The sequence below is a fragment of the Lysinibacillus sp. NPDC093216 genome, from assembly GCF_050280325.1.
Classification (GTDB): domain Bacteria; phylum Bacillota; class Bacilli; order Bacillales_A; family Planococcaceae; genus Lysinibacillus.
This window is the reverse complement of sequence record NZ_JBNNVB010000030.1, coordinates 1-17,486: the sequence shown is the minus strand read 5'-3', so window position 1 is coordinate 17,486 and position 17,486 is coordinate 1. Positions and strand designations below refer to the sequence as shown.

Genomic DNA, 17,486 nt, shown 5'->3' with positions numbered 1-17,486 from the left:
TGTTAAAAAAATTTGTCTACAGCATCTCAATTACAGTATTCATCATGTCATTAATAATTTTTTTGTTGTTTTTCACCTTGGAAACTACTTTGATACTGTGATTAAGGTTAAGTAGTAAATGTGATAAAGCCTTTATATCTTTCTTAGGGTCGATTTCTCCCACCTGCTGTCCTATACTTAATAGTTCATAAAAAGACTGTTCTAATTCCTCAAAGCTGTCTCGTATCAATTTACTAAGTTGTTCATCAGGTGAATCCAAACCGATGCTTGCCTTTGTAATCAAACAACCTTTGGGCAAATCATCATCAAATGCAGAAGAAATATGCTGATCAAAATACTGCCGTATTCCAACTTTCGCAGACGGTGCATTTACCAAGAGATTGCGTTTATTTTGATTGAATTTTTTGTATTGATGTATAGCCTCAATATAAAGTGTCTGTTTGTCCGTAAAGGTTTCGTATAAACTTGATCTGCTTAATTCCATAGCCTCTAACAAATCCGGTATACTCGTTGCATCGTAGCCTTTTTCCCAAAATACTAACATTGCCTTATGTAGTACGTGCTCCTTGTCAAACTCTTTTGAACGTCCGATGGTAAATTCCTCCTTTCCATAACAATAATATAATATTTTCGGAACGAATAGTCCAGTATTTTTTTTTAACTAAATACTTCTAGCCCTCGTTCCAGCATTATTCGAAATTGTCGCTGCTCGTTTTGTTCTTTCGTCCTTATACGTATTTATCTAGCCTTATAAAAAAACAGCTACTGCACTTTCGCAGTAGCTGTTTCTTCTTACACATCATATTTTTGATGCATCTCATCCTCGTAACGATTATAACGCAGCTTGAATGAAATGTGTCACAAGCACTTTAATAATGGCATAGCCCGGAATCCTCTTCTTATAATTTACACGTCTATTTATTATATCCCAAGCATTGGTAGATGTTTTCGAGTATGATAAGTGAGTGCCAATGCAATACACTGTTTTAATTCATTTACTGGTATTTCATCATTTTCAGCAAATACAATCGCTCGATTACCTTCATAGTTAAATAAATCTCTATAAACCTCTTTAAACGTATCAATTAGCTTCGTATTACAGTTAAAATACATGGCATATTGATCTGGGCTTGACTGTTTCCAGCCTAATCTAATTGTACTCCCTTTTTTTGTGATATAACTAGGTTCTCCCCATTTTAGCGTTTCTTCCACATGATCAACGCTTTCTGTCTCTATTGCCGTATCCAAAATTAACTGACGAAGAATAAATAGTTTCGACTGAATGTGTTTAGGATACTGTTTGAATACTTCTTCCACCTTGGTATTTTCGATTGTACTCATATTCATCATTCCTTTTTTAAAATAACAAACTAATCAATACTCAATCGTACGATTAATAAATTTCTACAAGCAATTCAAATTGTCTAATACAACCCGAAAGCTATTTTATCGAAATATAAATCTCTGCTTGCCCGTCCTCTGGATTAATACCCTTGCTATAATATTCAAAATCACCTGTGAATGCTCGGTTATTGCCTGGCTGCTGTGACCATTGCCAAATATCAGCCCAAGTACGCTGAACCATTTCTATAATTGGTCCACGTTCTGTGACGAATACAGCATATTTTGAAGCAGGAACAGTAAATGCTTTTATCATATCTAGGTTTTGAAGTTGTAATTCTTCCTTTATATGTACGCTGACCATTACTTCATAAAGTCCCGCATCTCCCTGATCATAGTTGAAGTAACAGCTATAATGACCATCCTCTTGGATATGAGCTCCTAGCTTCTTACCAATATTTTGAGAATGGAAATTTTCAAACAACTTACCAATTTTGCCATTTTGGCTTTGTTCAGCTTCATTTGTTGTAACGGTACTAATTCCAGCTAACGTGAAGGAGGATAGTACCTCAATTCGGCTAGGTTCAATTCGTTTCGTAGTAATGTTATCTTCAGACGATACGTGATTCCAGTCAGTCATACTTTTTTGTTCGTTTTGTTTCATCCTAAATCATTCTCCTTATTATAGAATGAAACCAGTATAAAACAATAAACCTGACAACTGATTGTCATGTTGCTTTGTCATTTTTATAAATTATCGCTATTTTTTCCGCACGACTAGCAATGATTTCCCGTAAATGTTGAGGCTCAAGCACCTCTACATGATGTCCCAAGCTAAGAATGAAACTATAGAGCCATTCATTTTCTGGATACGCCTTTTTTACTAGCCAACTGCCATCCTCAACTGGCAAAAGTTCTTCAATACCAAACCACTCTTCTGCTAAATGCCGAGCTTCATCCTGGAATTGAAAGACAACTTCGGGTACATCGGATGGCTTGAATTTACGCTTGCCTTCGACATGCTTCTGAGTAGCTGGATCTCGACGAATGAAGTTTCTTTCACGATCTACCTCGAGCCCTTTCATTCTTTTTAGTTTAAAAAGGCGAAACTCTTTTTTTTCTAGACAATAAGCTTGTAGATACCATTGCCTTCCTTTCAGCATAAGCATATGTGGCTCTACTATTCGCTGGGATACTTCACCTTCTGCATTCGAATAGGTGAAGTACACTAATATACTGCTATCTATTGCTTCGTCTAATAGTTGTAGTTTCGGACGGAGACGTTCAATACCTTCCCAAGGAGAGTAATCGATTAGTACGCGATTTGTCTTATGTTGAAATTCTTCTTCATGTGCTGGTAGTACGACACTATTTATTTTTTCTACAAGTCGTTGGTTTTGCTCTTTGCCGTATGAAGTGGAAATACTGCGAAGTGCGGTAACGATAGTAGCAAGCTCGTCATTTGTTAGCAGATTTCGATCCAAACGGTAACCTTCTGACAAACCAATGCCACCGTTTGTTCCTTGATAGGTGACTATTGGGATGCCAGCTGCATTAATTGAGTCAATATCTCGGTATATCGTCCGAATGGATACCTCAAACTGCTCCGCGAGTTCCTTAGCTTGTACCTTTCGACGGTTCAGTAAAATAATAATAATTGATAAGAGCCTTTCCAGTTCCAAAATATGGAACCTCCATTTCGATGGTACGCATGAAATTATCACTATTTGAATAATTGATAAGATGAGTATTAACATCGAGAGATAGAACATTAAAGTTTATTATAGCCTTATAAAAAAACAGCTACTGCACTTTCGCAGTAGCTATTTCTTCTTACACATCATATTTTTGATGGCTCTCATCCTCGTAACGATTATAACGCTGTTTAAATAGCTTGAATAAATGTGTCACAAGCACTTTAATAATGGCATAGCCCGGAATCCCTAAAATGACACCTGGAACGCCAAATAAAGAACCAGCCGTTAATAACACGAAAATAATTGTAATTGGATGGATACTAAGTGATTTACCCATAATTTGTGGAGAAATGAATTTCCCTTCAATGAGCTGCACGACCGTCCAAACAATGGCTAGCTTAATAAGCATGAATGGCGATGTTACAAGAGCGATAATGACCGCTGGTGTAATGGCGATAACTGGTCCTAAGTATGGAACCACACTCGTGATCATAGCAAGGAATCCAAGCAATAAGGCATATTTCATACCGATAATCAAAAAGCCAATAGTCACCATGGAACCTATGCACATTGACACTAAAATTTGTCCTTGGATATAGGAACTAATTTGCTTGTCCATGTCATGGAAAATTTCGTGTACTTCTTTACGCATACGTGGCGGGCACATTTTTAAAATAAAGCTTGGTAGTTTTTCGCCATCCTTAAGTAAGTAAAATAAAATAAATGGCACCGTTACTAATGATAGAACAATTCCTGTTAAGGCTGAAACGAAGCCAGTAATACCAGAAGCCACGCCTTGTGCTAAATTCGCAGCCGTATCTTTTACCGTCTCCACCATATCCGTAGTAAAATTTTTCACCATTGCGTCATAGTTTAAATTAATTTTATCTAGGTACTCGTTGATACGTGCATTATTCAGATAATCAGCAATATTTTGTGTAAACGCCATAAAATATCCTGGGAATTCCTGCGCTAAATTAGTAAACTGGTCTCGTAAAAACGGATAGACAAGTACTACTAATAACGTAATTATACCAATTAGAATGATATATAGAAGAAAGATACCCCAAACTCTTGGGATACGCCATCTTTCGAATAGCCCTACTATTGGGCGTAATAAATAATACCCAATAATGGCAAGTACCCCTGGTAGAATAACTACCTCAAATAAAACTTTTAGCGGGGTAAATATAAAGGAAACCTTTTGGAACATAAAAATAACACATGCTACTAATAATAAAATAATTAATGTAAAAAATAAGTTTTTACCACCTAAAAAGCGAATAAACTTCGTTGAAAAGAAGTTCGAACGCTCTTTTGGTCTTTCTTTTTCCATCTACTCACCCCAATACAAATCCTATATCCATATAGTACAGGAATATGTTGGATTTTGCGAAAAATCACTCTAGGGAAATGCCTAAAAACTTACGTAAAAATTCTTTGTTTTTTTCTACGTCAATTACAATTGAATCACCGACACCACTAAAGCTTTTGAAACTATAACTACCTTCTACTGGAATAGTTGCTTTTTCTATTTTAACTTTACCTTTCGACACCATTTTCAGTACTTGTTGAATCTCCCCTGCTGATGAATAGTCCGATGTGATATAACCTTGCGCTGCACCAACGAATTTTGGTAAGTTCAACATATTTTGAGGCGATAAAATTTCATTCTTTAAGGCTTCGATAACTTTTTGCTGACGTTCCACTCGACCAAAATCACCTTTTTCATCGTGACGGAAACGGGCAAAGCCAAGTAATTCTTTACCGTTTAAGTTATGCACACCTTGTTTTAATGAAACGCCAATTTTTTCAGACATATCTTTGTCTACATCGATTTCAACGCCATTTGGCGCAATAATATCTACAAGTGATTCAAAATTTTTAAAATCGATAATTGCATAATGATTAATCGGCAGTCCAAACATATTACCAATCGTATCCTTTAATAATTGAACACCGCCTAAATAGTAAGCAGTATTAAGCTTATAGGATTTATAACCTGGAATATCCGCATAAATATCTCGCATTAATGACACGAGCTTAACATCATTTGTTTTCTTATTCCAAGATAATACCATCATTGTATCTGTACGTGATTTTTCTTCACCACGAGTATCGATCCCTAATAATAAATAGTTTTCAACATCGCCTTTTACTGGATCCCCGGTGAAATCCTCTTGGGCTACCTTTGTTTCACTTGCCAATTTTAGGCCACTCCGATATTGCATAACGGCATAACCTGCAATCACAATGACACAAAGTAATAACAATGTGAACAATGCTCTCCCTTTACGCAAGTGACGTTTTTTTGGACGTTGTGAGCGTCTTGAATAATCTTGCTCTTCCATAACTGTTAACTCCTCTATTTTTTATAGTTAATGTAACGATTCCATATAAAGAAAGGTTCATTTTATATGATGTTTCGAATCCTATCAACAACTATTTATAGGTTATTTTACACCCTTTTTGCCAGTAATGAACAAAATAATGCTATAATATTTTCACAAAAGAAAGGATGATGAATATGATCGAGAAAGCTACGTTTGCTGGCGGTTGTTTTTGGTGTATGGTAAAGCCATTTGTTGAATGGGATGGTATACATAAGGTCACTTCAGGCTACATGGGTGGCCATTTAGACAACCCTACTTATGAGGATGTCAAAAAAGGAACTTCTGGCCATTTAGAAGTAGTCGAAATTGAATTCGACCCTAGCGTTTTTAGTTATGAACAGCTCCTTGATATTTACTGGATGCAAATTGATCCAACAGATGCTTATGGTCAATTCCATGACCGTGGTGAATCATATACGACAGCAATCTTTACTTATTCAGAGGAACAAAAGCGCATTGCAGAAGCTTCCAAGGGAAAGCTAGCAAAAAGTGGTCGCTTTGATAAACCTATTGTAACCACAATTCGCGATGCCAAGTACTTCTACCCTGCAGAAGATTATCATCAGGACTTTTATAAAAAAGAGTCGGGGCACTATCAGAAGGACCGAGCGCTTTCTGGTCGAGATCAGTTTATCGCTGAGAATTGGGAGAAATAGCTAAATATAATCATTTATTTCGATAGCCTAATCAGAATAAAACCGTTTCCGAAATGTTCTTTTCATAATAAGATATAGATTTCAACCTAAAAAAGTCGAATTCCCTTACGTGAAGGATTCGACCTTTTTATATACTTGTTACATTAATGCCCCGTAAATTGGCTACTTTGAAACATCTGATTAAAAGCATCTGATGATCCTTTTATAATTTATCTTATTGAAATTGAAACTTTTTTATTAACGTGTATATAAAATAATGAACGGTCTATACTATTAGAGATTTCACTTCAAATCCAATGACAAGGAGGGTTAACCCGATGAGTGGGGCTGACCGGTAACTCAGAAGGACCATCAAAGCTGAAAAGCTAAAGCACAGTTGTCTTAAAAAATTAAGATCTATGCGGAAGCGAGGCAGTGTGTCATGGAGCACTATAAGTAAGTGAGGATCAAGCCCGGGAATAATATCCCGGGTTCTTTTTTTGTTTTGGTACTATAGCTTTGTTAAAAAATCACTTCGCTAGTTATTCTTCAAGATAATCTTTTTTAAATAATGTGTATAAAAAATAATGAACGATCTATACTATTAAAGATTTCACTTCAAATCCAATGACAAGGAGGGTTAACCCGATGAGTGGGGCTGACCGGTAACTCAGAAGGACCATCAAAGCTGAATGAAGCTAAAGCACAGTTGTCTTAAAAAATTAAGATCTATGCGGAAGCGAGGCAGTGTGTCATGGAGTACTATAAGTAAGTGTGAATCAAGCCCGGAATTTATTAATTCCGGGTTATTTTTTGTTTTGGTCAGAGCTTTGAAAAAAATATGATGAAAATTACCTCTTTAGTTATTCATTAAGGTAATTTTCCAATGGATATTTATGCTAAAATTATACTTAAAGAGCCTTAACAATAAATCGAAAAACTAAAAATTTAAAGACAGATAGGAGTTTGCTACGATGATTAAAGGTTTCGGAGGAATATTTTGGAGAACTAAGAATCTTGATGTTATAAAAAAATGGTACAGTGAAGTCTTGAAGATTGAAATAGAAAATTGGAATGGGACTATGATTAAACCCCAATCAGGAAATGAGACGATTTTTTCTTTCTTTACCGAAGATGACAGTTATTTTCCAACAGAACAACAAGTAATGTTAAATTTCCAAGTACATGATCTAAACGAGACGATTAAGCATCTTGAACAAATGGGTGTACCTCTTGCAAAAGAACAAGAGATTAGTGAATTTGGAAAGTTTATTTGGATTGAAGATCCTGATGGTCGACTAGTCGAGCTTTGGGAGAAATAGTGGGTTGTAAATACGTTGCAAATATAAAGGAAGTGCCTAATTCTATAGAATTAAGCACTTCCCTTTTTCCTTTTAGTTTGACGTTGTTTTCAAAAAAGACTGAAGAGCATCGAAGAAACGCTCACCGTATTTTTCGAATTTCACTTCACCAATACCACTTATTTGACGTAAGTCTTCTAGCTCTGTTGGCTTTTTGTCACATAAATCACGCAATGTTTTATCAGAGAACACCACAAATGGTGGTACCTTTTCCTCATCTGCAATCTCTTTACGCAGTAATCGTAAGTGCTCAAATAACGGATCATTGTCTACAAGCTTACGAACAGTAACAGCTTCTTTTCGCATGACCTGTCGATTCCCCAGTAGAACTTCTTTGCCATCCTCTGGTACATATATTGTCGGAAACGTGCCGTGTTTAACAGCAAGTAAGCCTTCAGCAATTAAAAACTCAATAAAGTTTGAAACATCCTTAGAGGAATATTGGCCTTTTAAAATGCCATAGGTAGACAGCCTTGCAAAGCCAAATTCCGATACCTTTTGGTTTTTGGAACCAATTAACACTTGGGCCACCATTGTTTTACCAAATTTTTGCCCCATCCTTACAACACAAGCTAACACCTTTTGTGCATCTACCGTTACATCTTTGACTTCCCGTCCATCATTACAATTACTACAACGACTACAAGGAGCCCCTGCTTCGTCGTCAAAATACGTTAAAATAGCATTTTGTAAACAACCTTCAGTATGACAATAATCAACCATCGTTTGCAGCTTTGCTAATTCCTGTGAAATACGTGTTTCATCCTGTGTTTGTTCAATTAAAAAGCGCTGTGTTTGAACATCACCTGATGCATAAAGCAAAATACAGGCACTTGGCAAGCCGTCTCGTCCTGCACGTCCTGCTTCCTGATAATAGCTCTCCATATTGCGCGGCATTTGATAATGAATAACAAAGCGTACATTACTCTTATCAATCCCCATTCCAAATGCATTGGTAGCTACCATTATGCGTGCCTCATCTTTTAAAAAGCGCTCCTGCTCTGACATACGCATGTCTTCTGACAGGCCCGCATGGTATTTTGCCACAGCTTCGCCCGAGCGACTTAAAAGCTCATAAATTGCGTCTACAGCCTTTCGTGTCGCTGCATAAATAATGCCCGCTTCATTTTTATTTTTCACTAAATAGTTTTTAATATAACGCTCTTTGTTTTCACCAATTAACACTGAGAAAGATAAATTATCGCGCGAAAAGCCGGTAATCACCGTCGAATGCTCGTCAATTCCTAATAATTGTCTAATATCATCACAAACAGCTGGTGTAGCTGTTGCTGTCAGTGCTAAGACAGTTGGCTTTTGTGGCCACAATGTAAATAATTTTTGGATTGCTCGGTAACTTGGTCTAAAATCATGCCCCCACTGGGAAATACAGTGTGCCTCATCCACAGCAAGTAAAGGTACAGATAAATTCGATAGTACCTGTAAAAATGTTGCACTCTCTAATCGCTCAGGAGCTATATAAAGAAGCTTTAAATAACCTGCACTCGCTAGCTGAATCGTTTCATTCACTTCTTGCACGGTTAAAGTACTATTTATATACGCGGCCGGAATATTTGCAGCACGTAATGCTTCTACCTGATCTTGCATAAGAGAAATTAAAGGAGATATGACGACTGTGAGGCCATCTAGCATGAGTGCCGGAATTTGATAGCAAATTGATTTACCTCCGCCAGTTGGCATCACACAAAGACTTGATTGACCTCGTAATGTTTGTTCAATAATTGGTTCTTGTCCATTGCGAAATGAATCATAGCCAAAATGATGTTGTAGCATTTGTCTTGCTTGCTCCATCCAACTTTTCACTCCTCAGTTGTTAGGCGAATAAGCTTATACTCGCCCTGTTCATTTTTATTTATTTCATATACCATCATAGAGTTCGTAAGTGCCTCTTGACCAGCAGAATTTGTTAGTACATATTCTATTTTGGCACGAACTACAATATTTTGGCCCTTCATACTGATGTTTTTAATCGACGTATCGTAAAAACGAATTTTCGCTTGTTTCGATGCGTAATTCGCTACCATATTATCCAGCGTGCTTTGCAAGTCGTCTGAACTTACAAAAGGCTTCATAACACTAGCGTCATGATTATCAACAGCTGCCTTTAGATGCTTATAAAATGTATCTAAAAATAGCTTTATCTCATCGGCATTATAAGCAAAAATATTCTTTCCGTATTGTTCAATAGCTTGCTGGACTGCTTCTTTATCGCCATGTTCAATATATGGATTTAAGTTTTTGGATTGAGTTAGTCGATCATTTGTCTTCATTGTACCTGAAATCCAGTCATCCAATAACTGTACAATATCTTTATATGGCAATATAAACGGCTGTGATACACCGTTTTGCATGCGTTTAAAATAGATGCCCACAAGTTCACCATTCTCTGCTTCTAGAACCGGGCTCCCTATAAGTGTATTTTGTTTTGCATCTATGTAATAAGCTGCTACGCTGTCACTATATTTTTTAATGATGTGCGGTAAGCTATCGACATAAACAGCTAACTGATTTAATTCACCGTTATAGATGGTCGGCATCTTAACGGATGCATTATATGGCACTTCTAAAATGGCTATATTATCAGCTGTAGATATATAGTGCACTTCAGCTTCCATAAGTTTATCATTGTTAAATTGCACGAGAGCAGCTGGCTTTGAAGCGACGAGCGCACCATTTGTCAAAATATAGAGCTTAGCGTCTTCTTTTTTAATAATGACTCCTGCACCAATTCCGTTCTCCCCAACTACTTTTACTTCCGGTACAATTTTTTCTTGCTGCTTCGTCACAACTTTTTCCGATTTCACATCGGTCTTTTTAATATGAAACACTTCTGCCAATGTTTCATTTTCACAGCCCGTTAATAATAAAGCTGTTGCTCCAAGAATGAGCACCTTTTTCCGCATACGTTCACCAAAACTTTCTATCAAATCTGCCTTTGCATATGGCACGATGTTGGTCACTCAGGCATTCTCACAAGATGAGAAGTACATGGCCTGAGTTACTCTACCTCAGCGGATATTTTTACACCGCTAAAAAGTAACCTCACTCGCATTCATCTCATCACCTGTGCTGAATGCAAGTTAAACATCTTTCTTTACTATCATAAACAAGGTTACTAAACGTTTCAAGTTTACATAATAGTATTATTTATGAAAAGGTGTTATGAAAATATTGCCCTCACCTTTTACTCAATTCGTTATACCTAAAAAATTCAGCTCTTTTTTAGGTTTGCTATGAAAAATGACTTATAATTTGCGGTTAAAATGTTATTTAAAAAAGAAGTCTTCTCGTTCATTAATTTTATAGACAATATATTGTCTAAAAGAAAGGATATCTTTATGAACAATGACTTATTTCTAATGCAACAAATATATTCAGCCCTTTTTTCTGTTGGCAATAAAATTCAAGTACAATCCGATCAATATTTAGAAAAATTAACATCTAGACAATTTATGGTAATCCTAGCTATTGCTCATTTACCTGAAGATCAAGCATCGTTCAACAATATCGCAAGAAAACTAGGAACGACTAAACAGAATGTAAAACAACTAGTCACTACTATGAAAAACAAAGGATATGTAGAAATTGCCCCTAGTCAGCATGATAAACGTGCGGTCAACACGACGATTACTGAGTTTGGTAAACAAGTTGCGTTAGAGGCAGGAGAAAAAGGAACATATTTTTTAGCAGATCTTTTTAAAAATTTTTCTACTAATGAACTAGAGACAATGTGGGGTCTATTAAAGAAATTATATAGTTTTGATGGTGAAGAACAGGATGGTTTTGAAGAGCACAGTAATTTAACAATGGATGAAAATCAAAATGACGTTCAGCTGAAGGTTTTAAAGGAGTTTGAAAGACGAAGAAATCATATAGAGGGAGAATGAGAAATGAAAAATAAATCCGAGAAATTAATTAATATCGAAGAATTTGTCTCGGTTAACGGTGTAAATCATTATTTATTTCATTCAGGTACTAATTATGATAACCCAGTATTACTTTATTTACATGGTGGTCCTGGTAGTGTTGAATCTCTTTTTGCCCATGCTTTTCAAGATAAATTAGAAGAAACTTTTACGATTGTTCATTGGGATCAGCGTGGTGCTGGAAAAACACTTACTAAAAACCCAGATAAATATCCTACAATTGATGTCATGCTAGAAGATTTATATGGAATTATTCAATATTTAAAGAAAAAATATAATAAGGAAAAGATCGTTTTACTCGGAAGGTCTTGGGGCACTATTTTAGGAAGTATATTTATTAAGCAATATCCTGATGACATTTCTTATTATATTGGCGTGGCACAAGTTGTCTCCTTTCTTGAAAATGAGCGTGTTGCTTATGAAAAAATGAAGGAGCAAATAGTAAAGGCTAATGATAAAAAAGCTCTAAAAAAGCTAGAAGCTATAGGAACTTATCCTGGAGAAAAAATAAAGTTTGATCGAGAGTTTTTAAAGAAATGTATGAAAATTCGAAAACTTCAAGGGAAATATTGTTTAGCTGTGAAGAGTGATCTTCCTGTATTTATATCAGCGTTTAAAAGTCCTATTTTTAAATTATCGGATCTTTCCGCATTTTCAAAAGGACTGAAAGCAAATAGCAAGGTACATGAATTTTTAGAAGACTTTGACCTGACGACAGAATCCTCAGTTTATAAAGTTCCCGTTTATTATATTTTAGGTGAAAATGATTGGCAGGCTCCCTCCATTATTGCCGAAGAATATTTTACTAAAATTATTGCTCCCCATAAAAAATTATTTATCATTCCAAATGCCGGTCATCGAATTATGATGGACCAAACCACCTTGTTTTCTGATGCATTATTACAGATCTTTAATAATGAACAGGAAGCGTCCAGATCTTATAAAAATTCATAATAAAAAATGAGAACTAAAGAAAAGCCGATTTTTAATACACAAAGTGAAATCGGCTTTTCTCGTGTCCTATAGTTGTAGCTTCGAAAAAGAGACATGCTCGTATATCAGCGCATGTCTCCGCATTATTTTTTCTTAAGCATAATTGTAGTAGCTATTATGCCAATCATTAATATTATAAAAATCATATAGGTAAATGTATGGTTACCTGTCACATCATAGCAATAACCAATCAGTATAGGGATAATGGAGCTTATCATAAAGCCACCTGAAAGCACCATAGATGACCAGCTATTTGCCTCCTCGTCATTTCTTGCCTCATCCAATGGTAACAATAACCCAATTGGAAATAAGCCACTTAATACGATGCCTATTATGAATACTGCAATCCATAATAAAGTCCCTGAGCCTAACCATAGCAACACAAAGCCAATCAAGCCTAGGAACCCTAAAGAAAAGAGCCAACCGATTCGACTGAACCATTTTTCCATTAGTATAGGAACCAAAATGTTTCCAATCATTTGTACAATAGACATAAATGTTAGCATAGAGCTTGCAGCCCCAAGAGAAAAGCCCTTAGCCTGTACTATCGGTACTAGCCATGACATTATTGAGAAGAACAAAGATGTTTGTATGCCAAAGTAAATTAAAATGGTCCAAGCACGGGCATTTTTCCAAGGATTCCGTGCCGCATTTTCTGTCAATGCCTCTGTCTCTGGCAGCTCTTGATTTTGTATTGCAAGTAACCATATACAAAGAGCAATGATAGCAAGTATTGCCCAACTGCCAAGTGCCATCGTCCAGCTCTCATGAAAATGATTATAAAATGTCACGGTTAACGCAGCACTCAATGTTGCCCCTGTTCCTATTCCAAATGAATAAATACCTACAACAGTTGTAAAACGGTTCGGGAATTTTTTCTTTATATAGGCATTTAAGATGGGTCCAATAAGTGCAATGGCAAATCCTGCAGCAAAACTTGTGACTACAAGTAGTACATAACTTTCTTTTAAAAAGCGCAGCCCATTTGCTAATGCTAGGGTCATTATTAAGAGCGTAATTGCTGTTTTTGTTCCGAGTTTTCTTTGTAATGGTACTGCGAACGGTGCAAAGAGACCCATACAAAACACCGGAATAGAAGTTAAAAAGCTCATTTTTGTATTTGATATATGGAGTGATTCCAAAAGTACATTAAATAGTGGTCCTATTCCTGTGACTGCTGGGCGCATATTGAGTGCAACGAAGAAAATACTAACAACCACAAGTACCATGGAAACACGCCATTGCTTTTTCTCCATACTTTCTAAAAACCTTCTCTCTATTTTTACGGTTAAAAATTCAACTAAATTTGTCAAATCTCAGAATTCTCACTATTCCCTTTTACCATTTTTTCTAGTATCGGTCAATTTCATGGCAATTAATGATGAAAAGATGCGGCTTATTCTACTTACATTTTTTTAGGCGCAGCCATTCCCAGTAAGGCTAACGATTCTTTTAAAACAATGGCTACACAATGACAAAATGCTAATCGTGATGTTCTCTGGTTGTCATCGACCAATATTTTATTTTGAGCATAATATTTATTAAATACACGCGCTAATTGCAATGCATATTTAGCAATTTGTGATGGATCTGCTTGCTCAAAAGCGTTGGCAATTACATTCGGAAACTGTTCTAGTAATACAACGACTGGCCATGCTTGCTCCCCTAATGCTTCAAACGATACTTCGTAACTTTGTTCATTTGCTTTTTCCAGAAGAGATGAGATACGAGCATACGTATATTGAATATATGGCCCTGTTTCACCTTCAAAATGCATCATGTGCTCAATCGAAAACTCAATATCATGAAGACGATCATTTTTCAAATCATTAAATATAACCGCTCCTACACCAACCTGGCGTGCAATGTTCTCTTTATCCACTAGATTTGGATTTTTTTCCTCGATATTTCGCTTCGCAGTGGCAATCGCTTCTGTTAGTACATCTGCCAATAAAACGATCTTTCCTTTACGCGTCGACATTTTTTTACCCTCTTTTAGGATCATTCCAAACGGCACATGCTGTAAATCTTTTGCCCAACCGTACCCCATCTTTTCAATGACCTTAAATAGTTGGTGAAAATGAAGAGATTGTTCATTTCCTACAACATAAAATGATTTTTTAGGGTCATATTGGTGTTTACGATAAAAAGCAGCTGCTAAATCACGTGTAGCATAGAGCGTAGCACCGTCTGTTTTAGTTATTAAGCAAGGTGGCATATGATCTATTTCAACGACATAAGCACCCTCGGATTTCACAAGCAGGTCTTTTTCCTCCAACTCTTTAACAACAGCAGTCATTTTGTCATTGTAGAATGCTTCCCCCGCGAAAGAATCAAAGTTAATTCCTAGTAGTTGATAAATGGTCTTGAATTCTTCGAGTGATGCATCTCTAAACCATTGCCATAAAGCTAATGACTCTTCATCCCCATCTTCTAACGCTTTAAACGCAGTACGAGCCTGTTCATTGAGTGTTTCATCCTGCTCCGCTTCTTCATGGAACTTTACATAAATTTTTAACAGTTCCTCGATTGGGGCAGCTTCAATTGTTTTTGGGTCTCCCCATTTTCGATAGGCAACGATTAACTTACCAAACTGTGTTCCCCAATCTCCTAAATGATTGATGCGAATTGCTTGATAGCCGTTTTTCTCGGCAATGTTGGCCAATGCATTGCCGATCACAGTAGAACGTAAATGACCCATGGAAAAAGGCTTTGCTATATTAGGTGAAGAAAAATCCAACACTACATTCCCCTTCGATTCCTGCTGAGTCCCGTATAAATTTTCTTCTTTTACTATTTGACTAAGCACTTGATGTGTAATCGTTGGCTGATGGTAAAATATATTGACATACCCACCTACTACTTGAACCTCTTGTATGAACTCACAGCTTACATTGTTTTTTAAGTCGGATGCGATACTATTTGGAGATTTTCTTAATTTTTTTGCCAATGTAAAGCACGGAAATGCCAAATCCCCTAAGTCCAAATTTTTCGGTTTCTCTAGTAAACTTTGAATGTCATTGACAGATAACTCATTACTTAATGCCACAGCGATACTTTTCGCAATTTGTGTATGCATGTTCATTCTCCTCTCAAATAATCAATTTCGCCTTGGCGTAATTGCGTCCGGATTTTGAATTGTGCCCGCACAATTCATTCCTTTGAAAATCTGTGACATCCGCCGGAGGCTTTAGGCCAACAAATGTTTTCTGTGCGAAAGCGCAGTGCTAACGTAGCGTCAGCAACATGATGTTGGTCACTCAGTCGTTGCCACAGGACGTGGCGTTCTTAGACTGAGTTCCTCTATTTTCGGTAGGTGTTTGTACATTCACTGAAAAGGGACCACAGCTCCTTTTCATCTCGTACCAATAGAGGTAAGAGACTTCTACTGAATGAAGATAAAAAAAGCCCCCGTCTCTAAATATAGAGACGAGAGCATAGTTATCCCGTGGTACCACTCTAGTTGCCATATCAATATGACCACTTTCCATTGTTAACGAGGTGACTCCCCGATATTCTCTACTACTAATTCGAGAACCTTCTCCAAAGTGCGTTTCATTTATGGCTGCTGCATTAGGCTCACACCATCCCTAATTCGCTTTCCAGTAGCTCCATAAACTACTCTCTTTTTCATCGAATTTACCTGTAATTTCAGAACATTCTACAGGAACTCCAGATCGAAGTCAACAGCCTTTTCAGAATTATCAAGAAATAAATTGTATATTAAAAATGTTCTGCTGAATAATTAACAATAACACTTCTTTCAGCCCTCCATACATTTCGCACCTTATTTTTCTTGATGTCATAATACGAGAGTACGCTCTCTTTAGGTATTTCCAAAATACTATAACCCTTTTTTTCATCAATAAAACTAGATAAGAAATAAAACCCTTCTTTTTTTTCATCGAATTTAACGGAGCGAATTTTCGAATAAATACCACTACTATCTAGTAAAGGCTTTACGGTGTTGGATTGGATATCTATTTCTACAACATGCGAAATAGGACTGTCTACAGCTTCATCATAACTGATAATTACAGAGCTAGCATCTGGTGCCAATGATGCGCCACTTATAAATCTCTCTACATCGGCTATATGTTTTATTTGTTGACCTTCTATATTATAAATATCTAAACTGTGTTTAATCGGCTGTAATTTCGTTTGATTTTTATTAGCCTCTGTAAGTTTCTTCTGATCTTCGTTCTCGGAGAAAGAGACTACAATTAATTGATTATTATTCGGGTTATAATTAAAATCTAAAACACTTCTGTCCTTATTGTCTTCTTCCCATATTTGTATTTTCTTTGTTTGAAGATTGTACGTAGCTATATGAAAATTTCTAAATTCATCTCTTAATAGTACTCTCATCAAGATAATTTTTTGGTCTTTGTCTATTTGGATAAAATCAACGTTATTAAATAAAGTGGTTAACTGTTTCATTTGATTCGTGTTTAGATCATTTTCAAATAATTGTATTGTATGATCTGATATGCCATCAGCAAAATACAATTTATTAGTACGTTCAGAATAAGCGAAAGCAGTATAATCCGCCGTTTCCTTACTAAATAGTAATTTACTTTTATTTTGAATCTGGTCAAAATGATAGAATGTAAACTTCAAACTTTTAGGATCAAACACATTGATGTAAAGATTAGACTCAGATGCGTTATGATCATCAATTGAAAATATTTTTTTATTAAAGACAATGCAAATCATTACGATAATTATCAAAATAAATGTAAATCTCTTCAAGATTCCCTCCCTTTCTACTATAAAGTTTGCCATTTCATACTACTATTTAAAGTACCCCTCACTCTTACCTTCTAGAACTCTCCCTGAAGATTATTTAGCTTACGGGATATACCACGTTTTTAATATAGGCTGTTTTCGTATAGATTGTTGCTCTATTGAAAATACTGAATATGGTTGAATATAATGCATTTTCAGGAGGCGTTCAATAATGTGGAGATATGTGTATGAAGCAGTCGGAGAATTAGGAAAAGCAGATCAACTAGCCTTATTTAAGACAATGAAACAAGATCTATATCCAAAAGAAGAAAATAAAATGGAAAAATTACTTCCTAAGATCAAAGAGTCTCGATTTTCGTCTGGTTTAGGTTGT

15 protein-coding genes and 1 other annotated feature are annotated in these 17,486 nt (G+C 36.1%); of the genes, 4 read left to right on the top strand and 11 right to left on the bottom strand.

Features of this window, described 5'->3' with window-relative positions; genetic code table 11:
* Positions 1-16 precede the first annotated feature (16 nt).
* The 6 genes from ACQKOG_RS22995 to ACQKOG_RS22970 all read right to left on the bottom strand — a co-directional run bounded on the left by ACQKOG_RS22995 (position 17) and on the right by ACQKOG_RS22970 (position 5,389).
* Complete coding sequence (locus tag ACQKOG_RS22995) at positions 17-544, bottom strand: TetR/AcrR family transcriptional regulator (RefSeq protein WP_370081421.1); 528 nt, start codon at positions 542-544, stop codon at positions 17-19.
* A 377-nt stretch (positions 545-921) separates the two neighbouring features.
* Positions 922-1,341 carry a DUF1801 domain-containing protein gene (locus ACQKOG_RS22990; RefSeq protein ID WP_370081423.1) on the bottom strand — a complete coding sequence of 140 codons (420 nt, stop codon included), beginning with the start codon at positions 1,339-1,341 and terminating at the stop codon, positions 922-924.
* Between the two features lie 100 nt (positions 1,342-1,441).
* The gene (locus tag ACQKOG_RS22985) at positions 1,442-2,005 is read right to left on the bottom strand and encodes a GyrI-like domain-containing protein (protein ID WP_370081425.1); all 564 of its coding nucleotides are present in this window, start codon (positions 2,003-2,005) and stop codon (positions 1,442-1,444) included.
* A 64-nt stretch (positions 2,006-2,069) separates the two neighbouring features.
* Positions 2,070-3,023, bottom strand: coding sequence for a helix-turn-helix transcriptional regulator (locus ACQKOG_RS22980; protein WP_427448334.1), 954 nt, complete (start codon positions 3,021-3,023; stop codon positions 2,070-2,072).
* A gap of 151 nt (positions 3,024-3,174) precedes the next feature.
* Positions 3,175-4,374, bottom strand: a complete 1,200-nt coding sequence (locus ACQKOG_RS22975) for an AI-2E family transporter (RefSeq protein ID WP_415730485.1) — start codon at positions 4,372-4,374, stop codon at positions 3,175-3,177.
* A 64-nt stretch (positions 4,375-4,438) separates the two neighbouring features.
* Complete coding sequence (locus tag ACQKOG_RS22970; RefSeq protein WP_427448333.1) at positions 4,439-5,389, bottom strand: LCP family protein; 951 nt, start codon at positions 5,387-5,389, stop codon at positions 4,439-4,441.
* Between the two features lie 176 nt (positions 5,390-5,565).
* On the opposite strand from ACQKOG_RS22970, the gene msrA reads away from it, so the two are divergent.
* Both msrA and ACQKOG_RS22960 read left to right on the top strand, forming a co-directional pair.
* Positions 5,566-6,087 carry a peptide-methionine (S)-S-oxide reductase MsrA gene (gene msrA, locus ACQKOG_RS22965; protein WP_427448332.1) on the top strand — a complete coding sequence of 174 codons (522 nt, stop codon included), beginning with the start codon at positions 5,566-5,568 and terminating at the stop codon, positions 6,085-6,087.
* A gap of 953 nt (positions 6,088-7,040) precedes the next feature.
* On the top strand, positions 7,041-7,388 hold the full coding sequence (locus ACQKOG_RS22960; protein ID WP_427448331.1) for a VOC family protein: 348 nt from the start codon (positions 7,041-7,043) through the stop codon (positions 7,386-7,388).
* Positions 7,389-7,460: 72 nt separating this feature from the next.
* Here ACQKOG_RS22960 and recQ read toward each other — a convergent pair whose 3' ends face one another.
* Positions 7,461-9,236 (bottom strand): DNA helicase RecQ, encoded by a 1,776-nt coding sequence (recQ, locus tag ACQKOG_RS22955; RefSeq protein WP_370081441.1) that lies wholly within the window; start codon positions 9,234-9,236, stop codon positions 7,461-7,463.
* An 8-nt stretch (positions 9,237-9,244) separates the two neighbouring features.
* Complete coding sequence (locus ACQKOG_RS22950; RefSeq protein WP_427448330.1) at positions 9,245-10,405, bottom strand: TcaA NTF2-like domain-containing protein; 1,161 nt, start codon at positions 10,403-10,405, stop codon at positions 9,245-9,247.
* A gap of 378 nt (positions 10,406-10,783) precedes the next feature.
* Here ACQKOG_RS22950 and ACQKOG_RS22945 point away from each other — a divergent pair, with 378 nt between their 5' ends.
* A complete protein-coding gene (locus tag ACQKOG_RS22945; protein ID WP_370081445.1) occupies positions 10,784-11,332 on the top strand; it encodes a MarR family winged helix-turn-helix transcriptional regulator in 549 nt (182 codons plus the stop codon).
* Between the two features lie 3 nt (positions 11,333-11,335).
* Entirely contained in the window at positions 11,336-12,325 is a 990-nt protein-coding gene (locus ACQKOG_RS22940; protein ID WP_427448329.1) for an alpha/beta fold hydrolase, read from the top strand.
* 122 nt (positions 12,326-12,447) lie between these two features.
* On the opposite strand, the gene ACQKOG_RS22935 is transcribed toward ACQKOG_RS22940, so the two are convergent.
* The 3 genes from ACQKOG_RS22935 to ACQKOG_RS22925 all read right to left on the bottom strand — a co-directional run bounded on the left by ACQKOG_RS22935 (position 12,448) and on the right by ACQKOG_RS22925 (position 17,116).
* Complete coding sequence (locus tag ACQKOG_RS22935; RefSeq protein WP_427448328.1) at positions 12,448-13,620, bottom strand: CynX/NimT family MFS transporter; 1,173 nt, start codon at positions 13,618-13,620, stop codon at positions 12,448-12,450.
* A 149-nt stretch (positions 13,621-13,769) separates the two neighbouring features.
* Positions 13,770-15,449, bottom strand: coding sequence for an arginine--tRNA ligase (gene argS, locus ACQKOG_RS22930; RefSeq protein ID WP_427448327.1), 1,680 nt, complete (start codon positions 15,447-15,449; stop codon positions 13,770-13,772).
* A gap of 337 nt (positions 15,450-15,786) precedes the next feature.
* Positions 15,787-16,007 (bottom strand) — a binding site (T-box leader).
* Positions 16,008-16,087: 80 nt separating this feature from the next.
* A complete protein-coding gene (locus ACQKOG_RS22925) occupies positions 16,088-17,116 on the bottom strand; it encodes a hypothetical protein (RefSeq protein WP_402871526.1) in 1,029 nt (342 codons plus the stop codon).
* Positions 17,117-17,486: the final 370 nt, after the last annotated feature.

Excerpts from the sequence above, each read along its gene's own strand:
- ACQKOG_RS22995 (WP_370081421.1), bottom strand. The coding sequence starts at position 544 with ATGTTAGTATTTTGGGAAAAAGGCTACGATGCAACGAGTATACCGGAT.
- ACQKOG_RS22990 (WP_370081423.1), bottom strand. The coding sequence starts at position 1,341 with ATGAGTACAATCGAAAATACCAAGGTGGAAGAAGTATTCAAACAGTAT.
- ACQKOG_RS22985 (WP_370081425.1), bottom strand. The coding sequence starts at position 2,005 with ATGAAACAAAACGAACAAAAAAGTATGACTGACTGGAATCACGTATCG.
- ACQKOG_RS22975 (WP_415730485.1), bottom strand. The coding sequence starts at position 4,374 with ATGGAAAAAGAAAGACCAAAAGAGCGTTCGAACTTCTTTTCAACGAAG.
- ACQKOG_RS22970 (WP_427448333.1), bottom strand. The coding sequence starts at position 5,389 with ATGGAAGAGCAAGATTATTCAAGACGCTCACAACGTCCAAAAAAACGT.
- msrA (WP_427448332.1), top strand. The coding sequence starts at position 5,566 with ATGATCGAGAAAGCTACGTTTGCTGGCGGTTGTTTTTGGTGTATGGTA.
- ACQKOG_RS22960 (WP_427448331.1), top strand. The coding sequence starts at position 7,041 with ATGATTAAAGGTTTCGGAGGAATATTTTGGAGAACTAAGAATCTTGAT.
- recQ (WP_370081441.1), bottom strand. The coding sequence starts at position 9,236 with ATGGAGCAAGCAAGACAAATGCTACAACATCATTTTGGCTATGATTCA.
- ACQKOG_RS22945 (WP_370081445.1), top strand. The coding sequence starts at position 10,784 with ATGAACAATGACTTATTTCTAATGCAACAAATATATTCAGCCCTTTTT.
- ACQKOG_RS22940 (WP_427448329.1), top strand. The coding sequence starts at position 11,336 with ATGAAAAATAAATCCGAGAAATTAATTAATATCGAAGAATTTGTCTCG.
- ACQKOG_RS22935 (WP_427448328.1), bottom strand. The coding sequence starts at position 13,620 with ATGGAGAAAAAGCAATGGCGTGTTTCCATGGTACTTGTGGTTGTTAGT.
- argS (WP_427448327.1), bottom strand. The coding sequence starts at position 15,449 with ATGAACATGCATACACAAATTGCGAAAAGTATCGCTGTGGCATTAAGT.